A 15,678-nucleotide genomic window follows, 5' to 3' on the forward strand; every position below is an offset into this window, starting at 1 on the left:
GCCGGCGGGGCGCGGATCGGGTCGCCGGCGCGGGCCGGGACATGGGCGCGCCGACGGCACGCAGTCGTTCTCTCTTTTTAGTGGAAACACGTCGCGTGCCGGCCTGTCAAGCCGAACCCAGCCCCCGGTGGTGGTGGACGGCCCGCCGCGTGGATGCGGTCGGATCGGTGCAACACAAGGCGCCGCCTCGGTTTTTCAGGCCGCGGGACCGGCGCGGCGCGCATAGCCGCCGCGTTCGGCGACGACCTCTCCCTCGAGTTCGAGCATCAGCAGCATCGATGACAGGGCCGCCACCGGCAGGCCGCTGCGCTCGGCGAGCGCGTCGATGCCGAGCGCGTCGTGGCCGAGCGCCGCGTACAGGCGAGCGTAGTCGGGATCACCCGCGCGCGAGGACGCGGTGCTCGGCGACCTCTCCGGCAGGCCGGCCGCCTCCGGCCCGTGCAGGCGTTCGCGCAGGCTCGCGCCGAGGCGCAGTGCGAGCGGGGCGAGCTCGGCGACGATCTCTTCGGCCGTTTCGACGAGCTTGGCGCCGGTGCGGATCAGCTGGTGGCAGCCGCGCGCGAGTGGGTTGTGGATCGAGCCGGGGATCGCGAACACTTCGCGCCCGGCTTCCGCGGCCTGGCGTGCAGTGAGCAGCGAGCCCGAGCGCAGGCCCGCCTCGACCACGAGCGCGCCGAGCGCGAGCCCGGCGATGATGCGGTTGCGGCGCGGGAAATGCGTCGGATGCGGCGGCGTGCCGAGCGGGAACTCGCTGACCAGCGCGCCACCGTTGTCGACGATCCGCGCGGCGAGGTCGCGGTGGCGCGGCGGGTAGACGAGGTCGGCCCCGGTGCCGAGCACGGCGATCGTCGCGCCGCCGGCGTCGAGCGCGGCCGCATGGGCGGCACCGTCGATGCCCTCGGCGAGGCCGCTGGTGATCGCGAAGCCCGCGACGGCGAGCGCACGCGCGAACGCGGTCGCGTTCGCATGGCCGCCCTGGCTCGCGCTACGGCTGCCGACGATCGCGACCTGAGGCCGCCACAAGGCATCGGAGGCGCCGGCGACGAACAGTGCCGCGGGTGGTGTCGCGGTGTCGTCGAGCAGGGCAGGGAAGTCCGCCTCGTCGCAGGCGAGCAGCGCATGCCGCGGCTGCGCGAGCCAGGCGAGGTCGGCTTCGACGAGCGCGGCGTCGGGCGCACGCAACCAGTCGCGGCAGGCGGCCTCGCGCGTGCGTTCGTAGCTGCCGCGGCGCGCGGCCGCGAGCGCACCGGGCGCGTCGCCGGCGTCGGCGAGCAGCTCGCGCAAGGTGGCGGGGCCGAGGCCGGGTGCGCGCAGCAACACGAGCCAGGCCTCGAGCCGTGTCCGGTTCGCCGCGATGTCCATGCGCGGAGTCTAGCGGGCGCGCAAAGGCACGCGGCGCGATGTTGCCATCGCGCCGCGTGAGAGATTGCCGATGGGCGTGCGTTGCACGCGGTCGATCGTTGGGGCGTGCCGTGCACGCCGCCGGATCAGGGCGTCTTGTCCGGATCGAACAGGAACTGGCCGATGTTCACCGGCTTCACCGCGTCCATGACGAGGCCGTAGCTCACGCGCTGGAACGTGCGGAACACCATCACGTGGCCGATGAATTCCGGCGGCAGCGTCGGGCGCGCGTCGTGCGGATGGAAGAACCGCTTCACGCTGCCTTCCGGATAGTCGGTGTCGTCGACGACCTGCTCGCCATCGGCGTAGACGCTGAAGGTCTGGCCGTTCTCGATGCCGTCCTCGCTGCCGCGCGAGAGCGCGACGACCTGGCGCGGGCCGACCGCGTCGAGCGCATCGCTGAATGCGATCACGCGCATGTTCTCGGGCACCTTCGCCGGCGCGTGCGGCACGTACTGGTCGTCGTACGGGCGCGGGTCGATCGGCAGCACGTAGTCGCCCGCCTTGACCTCGAAATCCGAGCTGACCACGAGCGCGGACGACACGTCCGCGCTGCGCGTGACTTCGGCGACGCCGAAATCGCGCACTTCGTAGCCGAGGAAACGCACGTTGCCGGTGAGCGAGAATTCGTTCGGGCCGTGGCGCCAGAGGATGTCCGGGCGACGGTCGTGGAAATCGTCCTTGGCCTGGCGATAGACCTCGCGCGGGCGACCGTCGTCTTCCGGCGGCATGTCGTAGTAGCGGCCGCTCGGGCGCACGAGTGCGAGGCGCGTGCCCGGCTGGGCGGAGAGGCCGCGGATGTAGACGAGCTGGCCCGGCGAGCCGCGCAGCTGGTTTTCCTCGATGCCGACCACGTGCGGTGCATCGCGCAGGTCGTCCTCGCCGATGATGCGCGTGTTCTTCAGCCACTGCTTGAGCGCGGACAGCGGGATCGGCGGGATCGCGTCTTCGTACGCCGACGAGCGCACGTGCGGCCCGAAGCCGCCTTCGGTGCCGAGGCGATGGTCGTTGATCACGAGCACGTCACCCGGATAGATCAAGTGTGGATTCTTGATCTGCCCGTTGTCCTGCCAGATCTCGGGCCAGTGCCACGGCTTCTTCAGGAAGCGCGCGGAGATGTCCCAGAGGGTGTCGCCCTTCTTGACGACGTACCGGTCCGGGTGGTTGTCCGCCCACTCCGTCGTCGCGGCGTAAACCGTCAGCGTCAGCAGCAGGCCCGCCGAAACCGAAAGGAGTTTTTTAAGCATGACTGCCAATCCCCCGATCCCCAAAGGTTTTCCCGAGTGTAATGGAAAAGTTAGGTACAGGAAAACGAACTGCGTCGCAGCTGCGGAAGGCGGCCCACGGGCGCCTGCAGCAGGTTCCGGCCGGCCCGCGGGGCTGCCGCCGGCCCGGGACGGCGGGTAGAATGACTGGCCCGGCCCTTGCACCCGACTGCCCCGGCCGCATACTGGGACCGCCATGGCCTTGCTTCCGATCCTCGAATTCCCCGACCCGCGCCTGCGCACGAAGGCGCAGCCGGTCGCCGTGTTCGACGCCGCCCTCAAGCAGCTCGTCGCCGACATGTTCGAGACGATGTACGCGGCGCCGGGCGTCGGTCTCGCCGCCACCCAGGTCAACGTGCACCAGCAGCTGCTCGTCGCCGACATGTCGGAGAACTCCGACCAGCCGCTCGTGCTGATCAATCCGCGCATCCTGACCAAGGACGGCGTGCAGGTGTTCCAGGAAGGCTGCCTGTCGTTCCCCGGCATCTTCGCCGACGTCGAGCGCGCGCTGCACGTGAAGGTCGCGGCGCAGGACGGCGACGGCAACGCGTTCGAGCGCGAGTTCGAAGGCCCGCTCGCGGTCTGCATCCAGCACGAGATGGATCATCTCGTCGGCAAGGTCTTCGTCGACCACCTGTCGCCGCTGAAGCGCTCGCTGCTGCTCAAGCGCCTCGAGAAGAAGCGCCGCCAGAGCGCCTGACGCCGTCCGGCCCGAGTCAAAAGCCTTCGACACGAAGGACACGAAGAACACGAAGGAGAAATCTGGTTTCCCTTCGTGTTCTTCGTGTCCTTCGTGTTTCAATCTTTCAATCCTTCTCTAGTCTCCTCCGCCACTCGCCATGTCAAAACCGCTGCGCCTCGTCTTCGCCGGCACGCCCGAGTTCGCCGTGCCTTCGCTCGCGGCGTGCCTGGCGAGCGGTGCCGAGGTCGTCGCGGCCTACACGCAGCCGGACCGGCCGGCCGGGCGTGGGCGCAAGATTGCGGCGAGCCCGGTGAAGCAGGCTGCGCTCGCCGCGAACGTGCCGGTCGAGCAACCGGAGACCTTGCGTGACCCGGCCGCGCGCGCGCGCCTTGCGGCGTACGCCCCCGATCTCGTCGTCGTCGTCGCCTACGGACTGATCCTGCCCAAGGCCGTGCTCGCGCTGCCGCGACTCGGTTGCTGGAACGTGCACGCGTCGCTGCTGCCGCGCTGGCGCGGCGCGGCGCCGATCCAGCGCGCGATCCTCGCCGGCGACGCCGAAACCGGGGTCGACCTCATGCAGATGGAAGCCGGCCTCGACACGGGGCCGGTGTTGCTCGAAGCGCGCACGCCGATCGCGCCGGACGACACCGGCGGACGCCTGCACGACCGCCTGGCCACGCTCGGCGCGGCGACGCTCGCCGACGGCCTCGCACGCGTGCGGCGCGGCGACACGCTCGCGCCGACCGCGCAGCGCGAGGACGGCGTCGCCTACGCGCACAAGCTCGACAAGGCCGAGGCGCGTCTCGACTGGAACGAGCCGGCCGTCGCGCTCGCGCGCAAGGTGCGTGCATTCGATCCGTGGCCGGTCGCCGAAGCCGTCATCGACGGCGAGCGCCTGCGCATCTGGTCGGCACAGGCGCTCGACGCCGACACCGGCGGTGCCGCGCCGGGCCGCGTGGTCGCGACGCAGCGCGACGCGATCGACGTCGCGACCGGCGCCGGCGTGTTGCGCATCACCGAACTGCAGCGCGAAGGTGGCCGCCGCATGGCGGTGCGCGACTGGCTCAACGCGCGCCGCGACGGCGTCGCCGCGTGAGTCGCCCGCCCGCTCCGCCGCGGCGTGCGCGCTCGAACCCGGTGCCGCCCGGCGCCGCGTTGCGCGCCGACGCCGCACGTGCGCTCGCGCGCATCGCGCTCGACGGCGTCTCGCTGCGCAGCGCGCTCGCCGAAGCGAATCAGCGCGTCGCTGATCCGCGCGACCGCGCGCTGCTCGCCGCGTCGCTGTTCGAATCCTCGCGCTGGTGGCTGCGCTTCGACGCCGCGCTCGCGCGCCTGCTCGAAAAGCCGCTGCCGCCGAAGGCGCGCGACGTGCGCGCGCTGCTCGTGCTCGCGTTCGCCCAGCTCGCCGTGCTCGGCCTGCCCGAGTACGCGGTCGTGGCCGCCTCGGTCGAGGCGGTGCGCGCACTCGGCCAGCCGCAGTTCGCCGGACTCGCGAACGCGTTGCTGCGGCGCTTCCTGCGCGAACGCGCCGCGCTCGACGCCGAACTCGATCGCGATGCGTCGTTGCGCCATGCGCATCCGCGCTGGCTCATCGAAGCGATCGAGCGCGACTGGCCGGAGCAGGCCACGGCGATCCTCGCCGCGAACAACCGCGAGGCGCCGCTGACGCTGCGCGTCAATCGGCGCCGCACGACGCGCGAGGCGTTGCTCGCGCGTTTCGTCGAAGCCGGCATCGCCGCACGCGCGCCGGACGGACTCGCCGACGCGCTCGTGCTCGACGACAGCACCGACGTGACGCGCCTGCCCGGCTACGCCGACGGCGCATTCTCGGTCCAGGACGGCGCCGCTCAGCGTGTCGCCGAGCTGCTCGCGCCTGCCGCCGGCATGCGCGTGCTCGACGCCTGCGCCGCGCCGGGCGGCAAGAGCGCGCACCTGCTCGAGCGCGCCGACGTCGACCTGCTCGCGCTCGACGCCGATCCGGCGCGCCTGCCGCGCGTGCGCGAGAATCTCGAGCGCCTCGGCCTCGCCGCGACGGTCGTCGTCGGCGACGCGGGCGAACCTGCGGCGTGGTGGGACGGCCGGCCGTTCCAGCGCATCCTCGTCGACGCGCCGTGTTCGGCGACGGGCATCGTACGCCGCCAGCCCGACATCAAGCTGCACCGCCGCGGCGCCGACGTCGCGCCGCTCGTCGCCGGCCAGCTGCGCCTGCTCGCCGCGCTGTGGCCGCTGCTCGCCCCCGGTGGCCGCCTGCTCTACGCGACCTGTTCGTTGTTGCGCGCGGAAAACGAAGGCGTGCTTGCCGAGTTCCTGCGTGGCCGTGATGATGCGCGCGCGATGCCGTTGGACGAACGCTGCGGCCATGCCGCAGGGATCGGCCGCCAGAACCTGCCGGGCGAAGGCGGCATGGATGGCTTCTACTATGCGCTGGTCGAAAAGCAGGCGTGAGCGATTCCGGCGCGGCGCGCGCGCGTTCGCGGCTGCCGCGTTCGCCTGCGCGCTCGCCGCGTGCGGCATGCTCGCGCCACCGGGTTCGCTCGGCGTGCGCGGCGTGCAGCTGTACTCGACCGCCGGCACGGCGGTGCTCGAACTCGGCCTCGACTGCCGCTTGAGCGGGCCGATGCAGGACGCGCTCGACCGCGGCATCCCGATCACGTTCGCGATCGACGTGCGCGCCGGCGACTGGCCGCGCCGGCAGGCGCGCGCGACGCGGGCGATCGAGCTGCGCTACTACCCGCTGTCGCGCCGCTACCAGCTGCGCCTGGGCGACAACCCCGACGACGTGCGCAGCTTCACGACGCAGGCCTATCTCGTTTCCGCGCTCGGCTCGCTGCGCCTCGGCCTGCCGGCCGAATTCGCGCACCTCGCGCCGGCCACGCCGCTGCATGTGCGCGCGGCGATCGACCCGACCGCGCTGCCGGGCGCGCTGCGCCTGCCGGCGCTGTTCGAACCGGCCTGGCGACTCGCTTCCGCGGACAGCAGATGGCCCGCCGCGACGCGCTGAACTTCCTGTTCCGCCGCGTGCTGCCCGCGCTCGCGGTCGCGGTGCTGCTGGTCGCGTCGCTCAAGCTCGCCGAGGACGCCGCAGCCGACAGCGCGCGCTTCGCCGCGCACTACCGCTGGGTGCTCGGCGCGGCGCTCGTCGCGCTCGTCATGCTGGTCGGCGCGATCGGCCTGCGCCTGTGGCGCCTGCGCGCGGACGTGCTGCGCGGCGTGCCCGGCGCGCGCCTCAACCGGCGCCTGCTGCGCCTGCTGATCCTGCTCGCGCTGCCGGCCAGCGTCGTCGTCTACGGCTTCGCGTTGCGCTTCCTCGACGCGACGATCGACAACTGGTTCAACCTGCGCCTCGAGCAAGCGCTCGACGACGCGCTCGAACTCGGCCGCGTCGTCATCGACGAACACCTGCATCGCGACGAAGGCGCGAGCACGCAACTCGCGGTACGCCTCGGCGAAGAGCCGGCCGAACGCGCGCAGGCACTGCTCGACGAAGCGATCGAGGGCCTCGGCGCGATCCAGCTCAGCGTGCTCGGCGCGGACGGCCGCATCGAGGCGAGCGCGAGTTCCGATCCGCGCTACCTCGATCCGCCGATTCCCGACGGCGCCGTGCTGCTGCGCGTGCAGGGCGATCGCCGCTACGCCGCGGCGGAACCGTTCGGCAGCGGCCTCGCCCTGCGCGTGGTGCTGCCGATCGCGCCCGCGGCGCGCCCCGCGCAGGCGGCGCAGGAGCGCCTGCTGCAGGGCCTGTTCCCGCTGCCCGCGCGACTGCAGCCGCTGGCCGCGCGGATCGAACGCGCGAGCTTCGACTTCCAGCGGCTGAAGTTCCTGCGCGGCTCGCTCAAGCTCACGTTCGCGTTGATCCTCACCTTCGTGTTGCTGCTGTCGGTGCTCGTCGTCGTGCTGGCCGCGTTCGGCCTCGCGCGCCGGCTGGTCGCGCCGGTCGGCCGACTCGCCGCGGCGACGCGCGCGGTCGGCGCAGGGCGTTACGACACGCCGCTGCCGGCGCCGAGCGACGACGAACTCGGTTTCCTCGTCGCCTCGTTCGCGAAGATGACGCGCGAACTCGAGTTCGCCGGCGCGCGCGCGCAGAAGAGCGCGCGCGAGACCGAGCAGCAGCGTGCCTGGCTGGAAGCGGTGCTCGAGCGGCTCTCGGCGGGCGTGCTCGGTTTCGATCGCGATGGCCGCCTGCGCGTCGCCAACCGCGCAGCCGACACGATCCTCGACGTCGACTTCGAGCAACACCTCGGCGCGAGCGCGGTCGAGATCGGCACGCTGCACGCCGCGCTCGCGCCGTTCACCGACCCGCTCGCGCGCCACCTGCGCGAGGACGTGCGCGAATGGCGCGAGGAGGTCGTGCTCGACACCGCGCAGGGGCGACGCAGCCTCATGGTGCGCGGCACCGCGCTGCCGGGGCAGGCCGGTTACGTCGCCGTGTTCGACGACCTCACCGTGCTCAACCGCGCGCAGCGCGACGCCGCCTGGGGCGAGGTCGCGCGACGCCTCGCGCACGAGGTGAAGAACCCGCTCACGCCGATCCAGCTCGCCGCCGAGCGCCTGCGCCGGCGCTTCCTCGGTCGGCTTGCGCCGGAAGAGGGCGAACTCATCGATCGCGCCACGCACACGATCGTGAGCCAGGTCGAGGCGCTCAAGACGATGGTCAATGCGTTCGGCGACTACGCGCGGCCGCCGCAGCTCGCGCCGCGTCCGCTCGCGCTGCACGCGCTGCTCGGCGAAGTGCTCGACCTGTACGAGAACGACCAGCGCCTGAGCCTCGCACGTCGGTTCGCAGCGGGCGAGCCGCGCGTGCGCGTCGACGCGGTGCGCCTGCGCCAGGCGCTGCACAACCTCATCAAGAACGCGCTCGAGGCGATCGGCGAAGTGCACAAGCCGCAGCTCGTCGTCGCCACGCGCGTGTTCGAGGAGGACGGCGAAGCGTGGGTCGAGCTGTCGGTCGCCGACAACGGTCCGGGCCTGCCGGCCGACTTCGGCGAGCGCTGGTTCGAGCCGTACACGACGAGCAAGTCGCGCGGCACCGGGCTCGGCCTCGCCGTGGTCAAGAAGATCGCCGAGGAACACGGCGGCAGCGTACGTGCGGAAAACCGCGCCGAGGGCGGCGCGCGATTCAGCGTGCGCCTGCCGCTCGACACCGCGCCGGACTGAGCCGCCTGGCTCAGCCCTTTCAGTCGCGCGCGTCGCGCAGATCCGGCGGCGGCGCGCGGAATTCGTCGAGATGGCCGTCGAGGCCGTGTTCGCAGCGCACGAGGCCGCGCGCGAGCGTGTCGGCGAGCAGGCCGTCGTTCGCTTCGTGCAGCGTGCGCGTGCGGTGCCACAGGTGCAGCGCGAGGCCGCCGAAGCGCAGGTCGCGGCGCTGCAGGCCCGCGTTGAACGCGCGCGCGGCCAGTTCGTTGTCCTCGCGGCCCCAGCCCGTCATCGCTTCGTTGAATCCGTTGATCGCGACGAGGTCGTCGCGCCAGAAGCCCCAGTTGCAGCTCTTGATGCCGCGCTGGCTGCGATGCGGCCGCGCGTACAGGCGTGCGAGCAGCGGGATGCGCAGCGTGTGGCGGCGGCGCTCGATCGCCGGTTCGAAGAAGCCGATGTCCAAGCGGCGTTCGGCCAGCACGCGCGTGCTGCACGCTTGCGAGGTGAGCACGCGCGAGCCCTGCACGAAGCAGCCGCGGCGCGCGAAGGAGCGATGCTCGGCGATGCAGTGGCGCTCGGCGACCATGTCGCCGTCGAAGAACACGATGTAGTCGCCTTGCGCGGCGGCGATGCCGCGGTTGCGCGCGCGGCTCATGCGCGCGCCGTCGTCGGGCTGCCACAGGTGCACGAGCCGCGTCGGGTAGTCGCGCGCGAGTCCGCGCAGCAGCACCGCGGTGTCCTCGCGCGACCCGTCGTCGGTGACGATGACCTCGTCCGGCAGCACGGTCTGGCGCGCGAGCGCACGCAACACGAGGTCGAGCGCCTGCGGCCAGTTGTAGGTGATGACGACGACGCTGAGGCGCATGCCGGCTCCGTCCGCTGCGGGCGCGCATGGTAGCAGGCGCGCGACGGTGCCTCGCGCCACGCCGTCTCCGGTCCCGTGCACCGGCGCGCGCGCCCACGGCCGATGCGCCATAATCCGCGCCCCGCGACCGGGTCCGAGCGCGCATCGCGGCGAACGGCACCGTCCGGCGGGACGGCTTGGGCATGGACACTGGGACGGTATCGATGGACAGCGTGCTGGTCACCGGCGGCGCCGGGTTTCTCGGGTCGCACCTGTGCGACCGCCTGGTCGAGCGCGGCCACGACGTGCTGTGCGTCGACAACTTCTTCACCGGCAGCAAGCGCAACATCGCGCACCTGATCGGCCGGCCGTACTTCGAGCTCATGCGCCACGACGTGACGTTCCCGCTCTACGTCGAGGTCGAGCGCATCTTCAACCTCGCCTGTCCGGCCTCGCCGATCCATTACCAGTTCGATCCGGTGCAGACGACGAAGACGAGCGTGCACGGCGCGATCAACATGCTCGGCCTCGCCAAGCGCGTGAAGGCGCGCATCCTGCAGGCATCGACGAGCGAGGTCTATGGCGATCCCGAGATCCATCCGCAGACCGAGGACTACTGGGGGCGGGTCAACCCGATCGGCCTGCGCTCGTGCTACGACGAAGGCAAGCGCTGCGCCGAGACGCTGTTCTTCGACTACCACCGCCAGCACGCGCTCGACGTCAAGGTCGTGCGCATCTTCAACACGTACGGTCCGCGCATGCATCCGAATGACGGCCGCGTAGTCAGCAACTTCATCGTGCAGGCGCTGCGCGGCGAGGACATCACGATCTACGGCGACGGCAGCCAGACGCGCAGCTTCTGCTACGTCGACGACCTGATCGAGGCGATGCTGCGCATGATGGACACCGAGGCCGGCTTCACCGGTCCGATCAACATCGGCAACCCGGGCGAGTTCACGATCCGCGAACTCGCCGAGAAGGTCGTCGCGCTCGTCGGCGGTCGCTCGAAGCTCGTGTTCAAGCCGTTGCCCGCCGACGATCCGCGCCAGCGCCAGCCCGACATCGCGCTGGCGAAGGGAAAGCTCGACTGGCAGCCGCGCGTGGCGCTCGAGGACGGCCTCGGCGAGACGATCCGCTATTTCCGCGACCTGCTCGCGGCCTGAGGCGCACGATGACGGGTACGAGCTTCGCGGTCGTCGTCACCTGCTACAACTATCGCGACTTCGTCGCCGAGGCGGTCGACGCCGCGCTCGCACAGACGCGCGCGGCGGCACAGGTGATCGTCGTCGACGACGGCTCGCGCGACGGTTCGCCCGAGCTGCTGTGCGAGCGCTACGGCGACGATCCGCGCGTGACCGTGCTGTGCGTCGCCAACGGCGGCCAGCTGTCGGCGTTCCAGCAGGGCCTCGCGCGCGTCGACGCCGACGTCGTCTGCTTCCTCGACGCCGACGATCGCTGGAGCGCGGACTACCTCGCACGCATGGCCACCGTGTTCGATGCCGAGCGCGAGGTCGACTTCGTGTTCTCCGACGTCGAGTTGTTCGGCCACGAACAGCGCCGGCTCGGCTATGCCGACGCGCCGGTCGACTTCGGCTACACCGCGATCGCGACCTACCTCGACGCGCACTGGTACGGCGCGCCGACCTCCGCGCTCGCTCTGCGCACGCCGCTCGCACGGCGCGTGCTCGACCTGCCCGGCGAGCTGCTCGCGACCTGGCGCCTGAGCGCCGACAACTGCCTCGTCTACGGCGCGAGCGTGCTCGGCGCGCGCAAGCGCTTCCTGCCGACCGGCGCGGTGCACTACCGCATCCACGGCAACAACGGCTGGTGGGGCAAGCAGAGCGCGCAGACGAAGTTCCTCAACCGCTACCGCTCGCGCTGCCTCATCGAGCAGTATGCGCGGCGCGTCGGCCTCACCGATGCGTGCGCCGAGGACATCAAGCTCGAGTACCGCAGCAAGCCGGCGCCGTCGTGGCGCGAGACGCGCCGCTACGCGCGCCTCGCGATGCACGGACGCGTGTCGAGCCTGCTCAACCTGTCGCGCGCGCTGTCGATCCTGCTCGCGCGCATGCGTGGCTAGGCGCATGCATCGCGCGCCATTCATCGCACTGCTCGGGCTGCTCGGCGGCTGCGCCGGCTTCCATCCTGTCGCGATGGACGAGCTCGCCGCGGGCCATGCGAGCCGCATCCACGGCGTGCGCATCGCGCACGAGTCGCCCGGCCATCTCGACCTCGAAGTCGACTACACCTACGACGGCGCGGTCGGCACCTGCGCGTTCGCCGGCGCGACGAGCCGTTGCAGCGGCGCCGACGCTTGCCGCGACGCGCCGCCCGCGCCGTGGGCGTAAACGCCGGCGCCGCTCGAGCCGGGGCGGCATGTCGCGCACGTGCTGGTGTCGATGAACGACGACGCGCCGCGCATGTACGCGAGCGACGAGCTGCACATCGAGCTCTACGAGGGCGGCAGGAGCGAGTTCGCGACGGCGACGTTCGCGTATCCGAAACTCTGGCGGCGCGAGCGCGCCTCGCCACGCTGGGTCGGCGACTGGGCCTGGTGCAAGGCGCCCGCCGCGCGCACCTGCGACTGACCGGCGAAAATCGGCGTCGCACTGCCGGCGCGGTCGCGCTATCCTCGCTGTCTCCTTTTCGCAACGCTGGAACGAGCGATGGCGGCAGCCGCACGCGTACTCGTGGTCGACGACGAGCCGGACATCCGCTCGACGATCCGAGACATCCTCGAGGACGAAGGCTACGCGGTCGATCTCGCCGACTCCGCCGCGGCCGCGCGCGAGGCGCGCCGGCGCCAGCGGCCCGACGTGGTCCTGCTCGACATCTGGATGCCCGACCTCGACGGCATCAGCCTGCTGCGCGAATGGAACGAGCGCGGCGGCCTGCCGTGCCCGGTCATCATGATCAGCGGCCACGGTACGGTGGAAACCGCGGTCGAGGCGACCCGCCTTGGCGCCTGGGACTTCATCGAGAAACCCATTTCGCTGGCCAAGCTGCTGCTCGTCGTCGGACATGCGCTCGAGGCGGGCCGGCTCAAGCGCGAGAACGAAGGCCTGCGCCGCCAATTGCCCGCACCCGGTGACCTCGTCGGTTCCGGTCGCGCGATGCAGGCCTTGCGCGCGCAGATCGACAAGATCGCCGCGCACGACACCGGAGTTCTCGTCGCCGGGGAGCCGGGCACGGGCAAGGAAACGATCGCGCGCGCACTGCACGATCGCAGCGCGCGCCGCGCCGGCCCGTTCGTGACCGTGGCCGCCGGCGCGATCGCGCGCGCGACCGCCGCGCTCGCGCTGTTCGGCGCCGAGGACGCGAACGGCGTGCAGCACGGCCTGTTCGAGCAGGCGAACGGCGGCACGCTCTACCTCGACGAGGTCGCCGAACTCGATCCCGAGCTACAACTGCGCCTGTCGAGCGTGATCGAGCGGCGCGCGCTGATCCGCTGCGGCGGGCATGAACCGGTCGCGCTCGATGCGCGCGTGATCGCCGCGACCGCGCACGATCTCGGCGCGCTCGTCGCGGCCGGACGCTTCCGCGAAGAGCTCTACTACCAGCTCAAGATCGTGCCGCTCGCGGTGCCGTCGCTGCGCGAGCGCGGCGACGACATCCCCGAACTGCTGCGCTATCACACGGACTGGTTCGCCAACCGCGACCAGTTGCCGTACCGCAATTTCCCGGTCGCGGTGCAGAACCGCCTGCGCCACTACGCGTGGCCGGGCAACTTGCGCGAGTTGCGCAACCTCGTGCAACGCCTGCTCGTGCTCGGCGCCACGAGCGAGGTCACGCTCGAGGAAGTCGAGGCCGCGCTCGGCTCCGCCGGCGCGGTGGCGACGCCCGTGGCGGGCGCGTCCGGGGTCGACTTTTCGCTGCCGCTGCGCGAGGCGCGCGAGCAGTTCGAGCGTGCCTACCTGCTGCACCAGCTCGATGCGGCCGGCGGCAGCGTCGGCAAGCTCGCCAAGGCGGTCGGCATGGAACGCACGCACCTGTACCGCAAGCTCAAGGACCTCGACATCGACCCGCGCCGGGTCGACCAGGCCGGTTGAGGCAGGGCCACCGGTTCAACCGCAGCTGAACGGACTGGTATTTTCGTGCTGCAATGCGGAAACTTCGGCGTCATGCGCGGGTCATATCCAGCAGCTTCATTCACACTCCAACTGGGCGCCGCCGCGCAAGCAGCAGCGCCATTTTTTTGTCCGGGAATCGGCGCAGGCGAATCGGGCACCCGTGCGGGCGACCGGCGCCGCCCGTGACCTCCCCACCTGCGGCCCGCCCGTGACCGCGATCAGCTAGAGGAACCCCCATGCGACTCGATGGCAAAGTGGCAATCGTGACCGGCGCGGCGAGCGGCATCGGCAAGCGCATCGCCGAGGTGTACGCGGCGAACGGTGCCGCGGTCGCGATCGCCGACCTCAACCTCGACGGCGCGCAGGCGACCGCGAAGGAGCTGGCCGACAAGGGCGCCAAGGCCGTCGGCATCGCGATGGACGTGACCGACGAAGTCGCGGTGGACGCCGGCGTCGACGCGGTCGTGAAGGAACTCGGCGCGGTCGACATCCTCGTCTCCAACGCAGGCATCCAGATCGTCAACCCGGTCGACACGTTCGCCTACGCCGACTGGAAGAAGCTCATGGCGATCCACGTCGACGGCGCGTTCCTCACCACGCGCGCGTGCCTACGCCACATGTACGCGCGCGGCAAGGGCGGCGCGATCATCTACATGGGTTCGGTGCATTCGAAGGAAGCGTCTAAGCTGAAGGCGCCGTACGTGACCGCCAAGCACGGCCTGATCGGCCTCGCCAAGGTCGTCGCGAAGGAAGGCGCCGAGCACGGCGTGCGCGCGAACGTGATCTGCCCCGGCTTCGTGCGCACGCCGCTGGTCGAGAGGCAGATACCCGAGCAGGCGAAGGAGTTCGGCATCTCCGAGGACGACGTGGTGAAAAAGATCATGCTCAAGGACACCGTCGACGGCGAGTTCACCACGGTCGACGACGTGGCCGCGTGCGCGCTGTTCTTCGCCGGCTTCGAGACCAACGCGCTGACCGGGCAGAGCATCGTCGTCAGCCACGGCTGGTGCATGCAATGAGCACGCGTCGGCGCGGTGCCGCGGAACGCCGCGTCGCGCGCGGCCGCGCGCTCACGCGACCGGCGGCGCGCACGTTGTCGGCGCCGGCCGAATCGGCGGGCGCGTACGAAACCGTCGCGCTCGTGTTGCAAGGCGGCGGTGCGCTCGGCGCCTACCAGTGCGGCGTGTACGAGGCGCTGCATGAGGCGGGCATCCGGCCGGCGTGGTTCGCCGGCACGTCGATCGGCGCGATCAACGCGGCGATCCTCGCCGGCAACGCGCCCGAGCGGCGCGTCGAGCGCCTGCATGAATTCTGGGACACGATCTGCGCGCCCGCGGGCGCGGTCGCATGGCCGCTCGTCGCGCTCGCCGGGATCTCCGACTGGCTGCCGCCGAGCACGCCGTTGAGCGCGTGGCTCAATGCGCTCGGCGCCTGGGGTGCGCTCGCGCACGGCCAGCAGGGTTTCTTCACGCCGCGCCTGCCGCCGCCGTACGCGTTCAGCGACGGCAGCGCCGCGGCGACGAGCTTCTACGACACCGCGCCGCTCAAGGCCACGCTCGAGCGCCTCGTCGACTTCGACCGGATCAACGCGGACGGCGTGCGCCTGTCGGTCGGCGCGACCAACGTCGCGACCGGCAACTTCCGCTACTTCGATTCCGCACGCGAGCGCATCCGCCCCGAGCACGTGCTCGCCTCGGGTGCGCTGCCGCCCGCGTTCCCCGCCGTGGTCGTCGACGGCGAGCCGTACTGGGACGGCGGCCTCGTCTCGAACACGCCGCTCGAGTACGTGCTCGAGTCGGTGCCGCGGCGCGACACGCTCGTGCTGCAGGTCGACCTGTGGAGCGCGCGCGGGCCGCTGCCGAAGACCGTGCTCGACGTGCTCGAGCGGCAGAAGGACATCCAGTACTCGAGCCGCACGCGCCAGGGCACCGACCAGATCGCCGCGCGCCAGCGCCTGCGCAACGCACTCGGCCTGCTGCTCGAGCGCGTGCCGGACGGCAGCCTGCCGGCCGAACTCGGCGCCGAACTCGAACCGTGGTTGTGCGATCGCGTGTTCAACATCGTGCACCTGATCTACCGCGCGAAGTCCTACGAGGAGCAGTACAAGGACTACGCGTTCGCCGCCGCGACGATGCGCGAACACTGGGCGAGCGGCCACGACGACATGCGCCGCAGCCTCGCGCGGCCGGAGTACTTCATGCTGCCGCAGCGCGGCCTCGGCGTGGTCACGCACGACATCCACCGCGCGCGCGGATAGCGCGGGCCCGCGGCAGGGGCTCCCGC

General features: G+C 71.5%; 15 protein-coding genes. 12 read left to right on the top strand and 3 right to left on the bottom strand.

All coding sequences use genetic code 11. From position 1 onward, the window contains the following. Positions 1 to 195 precede the first annotated feature (195 nt). Both dprA and FHW12_RS08160 read right to left on the bottom strand, forming a co-directional pair. Entirely contained in the window at positions 196 to 1,362 is a 1,167-nt protein-coding gene (gene dprA, locus FHW12_RS08155; RefSeq protein WP_182530513.1) for a DNA-processing protein DprA, read from the bottom strand. 125 nt (positions 1,363 to 1,487) lie between these two features. Further along, complete coding sequence (locus FHW12_RS08160) at positions 1,488 to 2,648, bottom strand: LysM peptidoglycan-binding domain-containing protein (RefSeq protein WP_182530514.1); 1,161 nt, start codon at positions 2,646 to 2,648, stop codon at positions 1,488 to 1,490. Between the two features lie 214 nt (positions 2,649 to 2,862). Between FHW12_RS08160 and def the strand changes: the two genes are divergently transcribed. From def to FHW12_RS08185, 5 genes are all read left to right on the top strand, one after another. Further along, positions 2,863 to 3,366: a peptide deformylase gene (def, locus tag FHW12_RS08165; RefSeq protein ID WP_182530515.1), complete on the top strand. Its 504-nt coding sequence runs from the start codon at positions 2,863 to 2,865 to the stop codon at positions 3,364 to 3,366. A gap of 139 nt (positions 3,367 to 3,505) precedes the next feature. Beyond that, positions 3,506 to 4,444 carry a methionyl-tRNA formyltransferase gene (gene fmt, locus FHW12_RS08170; RefSeq protein WP_182530516.1) on the top strand — a complete coding sequence of 313 codons (939 nt, stop codon included), beginning with the start codon at positions 3,506 to 3,508 and terminating at the stop codon, positions 4,442 to 4,444. Continuing rightward, positions 4,441 to 5,793 (top strand): 16S rRNA (cytosine(967)-C(5))-methyltransferase RsmB, encoded by a 1,353-nt coding sequence (gene rsmB / locus FHW12_RS08175; RefSeq protein WP_428993616.1) that lies wholly within the window; start codon positions 4,441 to 4,443, stop codon positions 5,791 to 5,793. Before fmt ends, rsmB begins: the two co-directional genes overlap by 4 nt. After that, complete coding sequence (locus FHW12_RS08180; protein ID WP_182530517.1) at positions 5,768 to 6,349, top strand: DUF4390 domain-containing protein; 582 nt, start codon at positions 5,768 to 5,770, stop codon at positions 6,347 to 6,349. The genes rsmB and FHW12_RS08180 overlap by 26 nt, the downstream gene beginning before the upstream one ends. Further along, positions 6,328 to 8,502: a sensor histidine kinase gene (locus FHW12_RS08185; protein WP_182530518.1), complete on the top strand. Its 2,175-nt coding sequence runs from the start codon at positions 6,328 to 6,330 to the stop codon at positions 8,500 to 8,502. The genes FHW12_RS08180 and FHW12_RS08185 overlap by 22 nt, the downstream gene beginning before the upstream one ends. Before the next feature lie 19 nt (positions 8,503 to 8,521). On the opposite strand, the gene FHW12_RS08190 is transcribed toward FHW12_RS08185, so the two are convergent. Next, entirely contained in the window at positions 8,522 to 9,346 is an 825-nt protein-coding gene (locus FHW12_RS08190; protein WP_182530519.1) for a glycosyltransferase family 2 protein, read from the bottom strand. 203 nt (positions 9,347 to 9,549) lie between these two features. Here FHW12_RS08190 and FHW12_RS08195 point away from each other — a divergent pair, with 203 nt between their 5' ends. From FHW12_RS08195 to FHW12_RS08225, 7 genes are all read left to right on the top strand, one after another. Then, positions 9,550 to 10,488 carry a UDP-glucuronic acid decarboxylase family protein gene (locus FHW12_RS08195; protein WP_182530936.1) on the top strand — a complete coding sequence of 313 codons (939 nt, stop codon included), beginning with the start codon at positions 9,550 to 9,552 and terminating at the stop codon, positions 10,486 to 10,488. Between the two features lie 8 nt (positions 10,489 to 10,496). Then, positions 10,497 to 11,405 carry a glycosyltransferase family 2 protein gene (locus FHW12_RS08200; RefSeq protein WP_182530520.1) on the top strand — a complete coding sequence of 303 codons (909 nt, stop codon included), beginning with the start codon at positions 10,497 to 10,499 and terminating at the stop codon, positions 11,403 to 11,405. A 4-nt stretch (positions 11,406 to 11,409) separates the two neighbouring features. Further along, the gene (locus tag FHW12_RS08205) at positions 11,410 to 11,673 is read left to right on the top strand and encodes a hypothetical protein (protein WP_182530521.1); all 264 of its coding nucleotides are present in this window, start codon (positions 11,410 to 11,412) and stop codon (positions 11,671 to 11,673) included. 51 nt (positions 11,674 to 11,724) lie between these two features. Further along, the gene (locus tag FHW12_RS08210) at positions 11,725 to 11,913 is read left to right on the top strand and encodes a hypothetical protein (protein WP_182530522.1); all 189 of its coding nucleotides are present in this window, start codon (positions 11,725 to 11,727) and stop codon (positions 11,911 to 11,913) included. 78 nt (positions 11,914 to 11,991) lie between these two features. Further along, positions 11,992 to 13,374: a sigma-54-dependent transcriptional regulator gene (locus tag FHW12_RS08215; RefSeq protein WP_182530523.1), complete on the top strand. Its 1,383-nt coding sequence runs from the start codon at positions 11,992 to 11,994 to the stop codon at positions 13,372 to 13,374. A 257-nt stretch (positions 13,375 to 13,631) separates the two neighbouring features. After that, entirely contained in the window at positions 13,632 to 14,414 is a 783-nt protein-coding gene (locus tag FHW12_RS08220; RefSeq protein WP_182530524.1) for a 3-hydroxybutyrate dehydrogenase, read from the top strand. Then, positions 14,411 to 15,652 (top strand): patatin-like phospholipase family protein, encoded by a 1,242-nt coding sequence (locus tag FHW12_RS08225; RefSeq protein WP_182530525.1) that lies wholly within the window; start codon positions 14,411 to 14,413, stop codon positions 15,650 to 15,652. The genes FHW12_RS08220 and FHW12_RS08225 overlap by 4 nt, the downstream gene beginning before the upstream one ends. Positions 15,653 to 15,678 lie beyond the last annotated feature (26 nt).

This window comes from Dokdonella fugitiva, from assembly GCF_014138265.1.
Lineage (GTDB): Bacteria > Pseudomonadota > Gammaproteobacteria > Xanthomonadales > Rhodanobacteraceae > Dokdonella_A > Dokdonella_A fugitiva_A.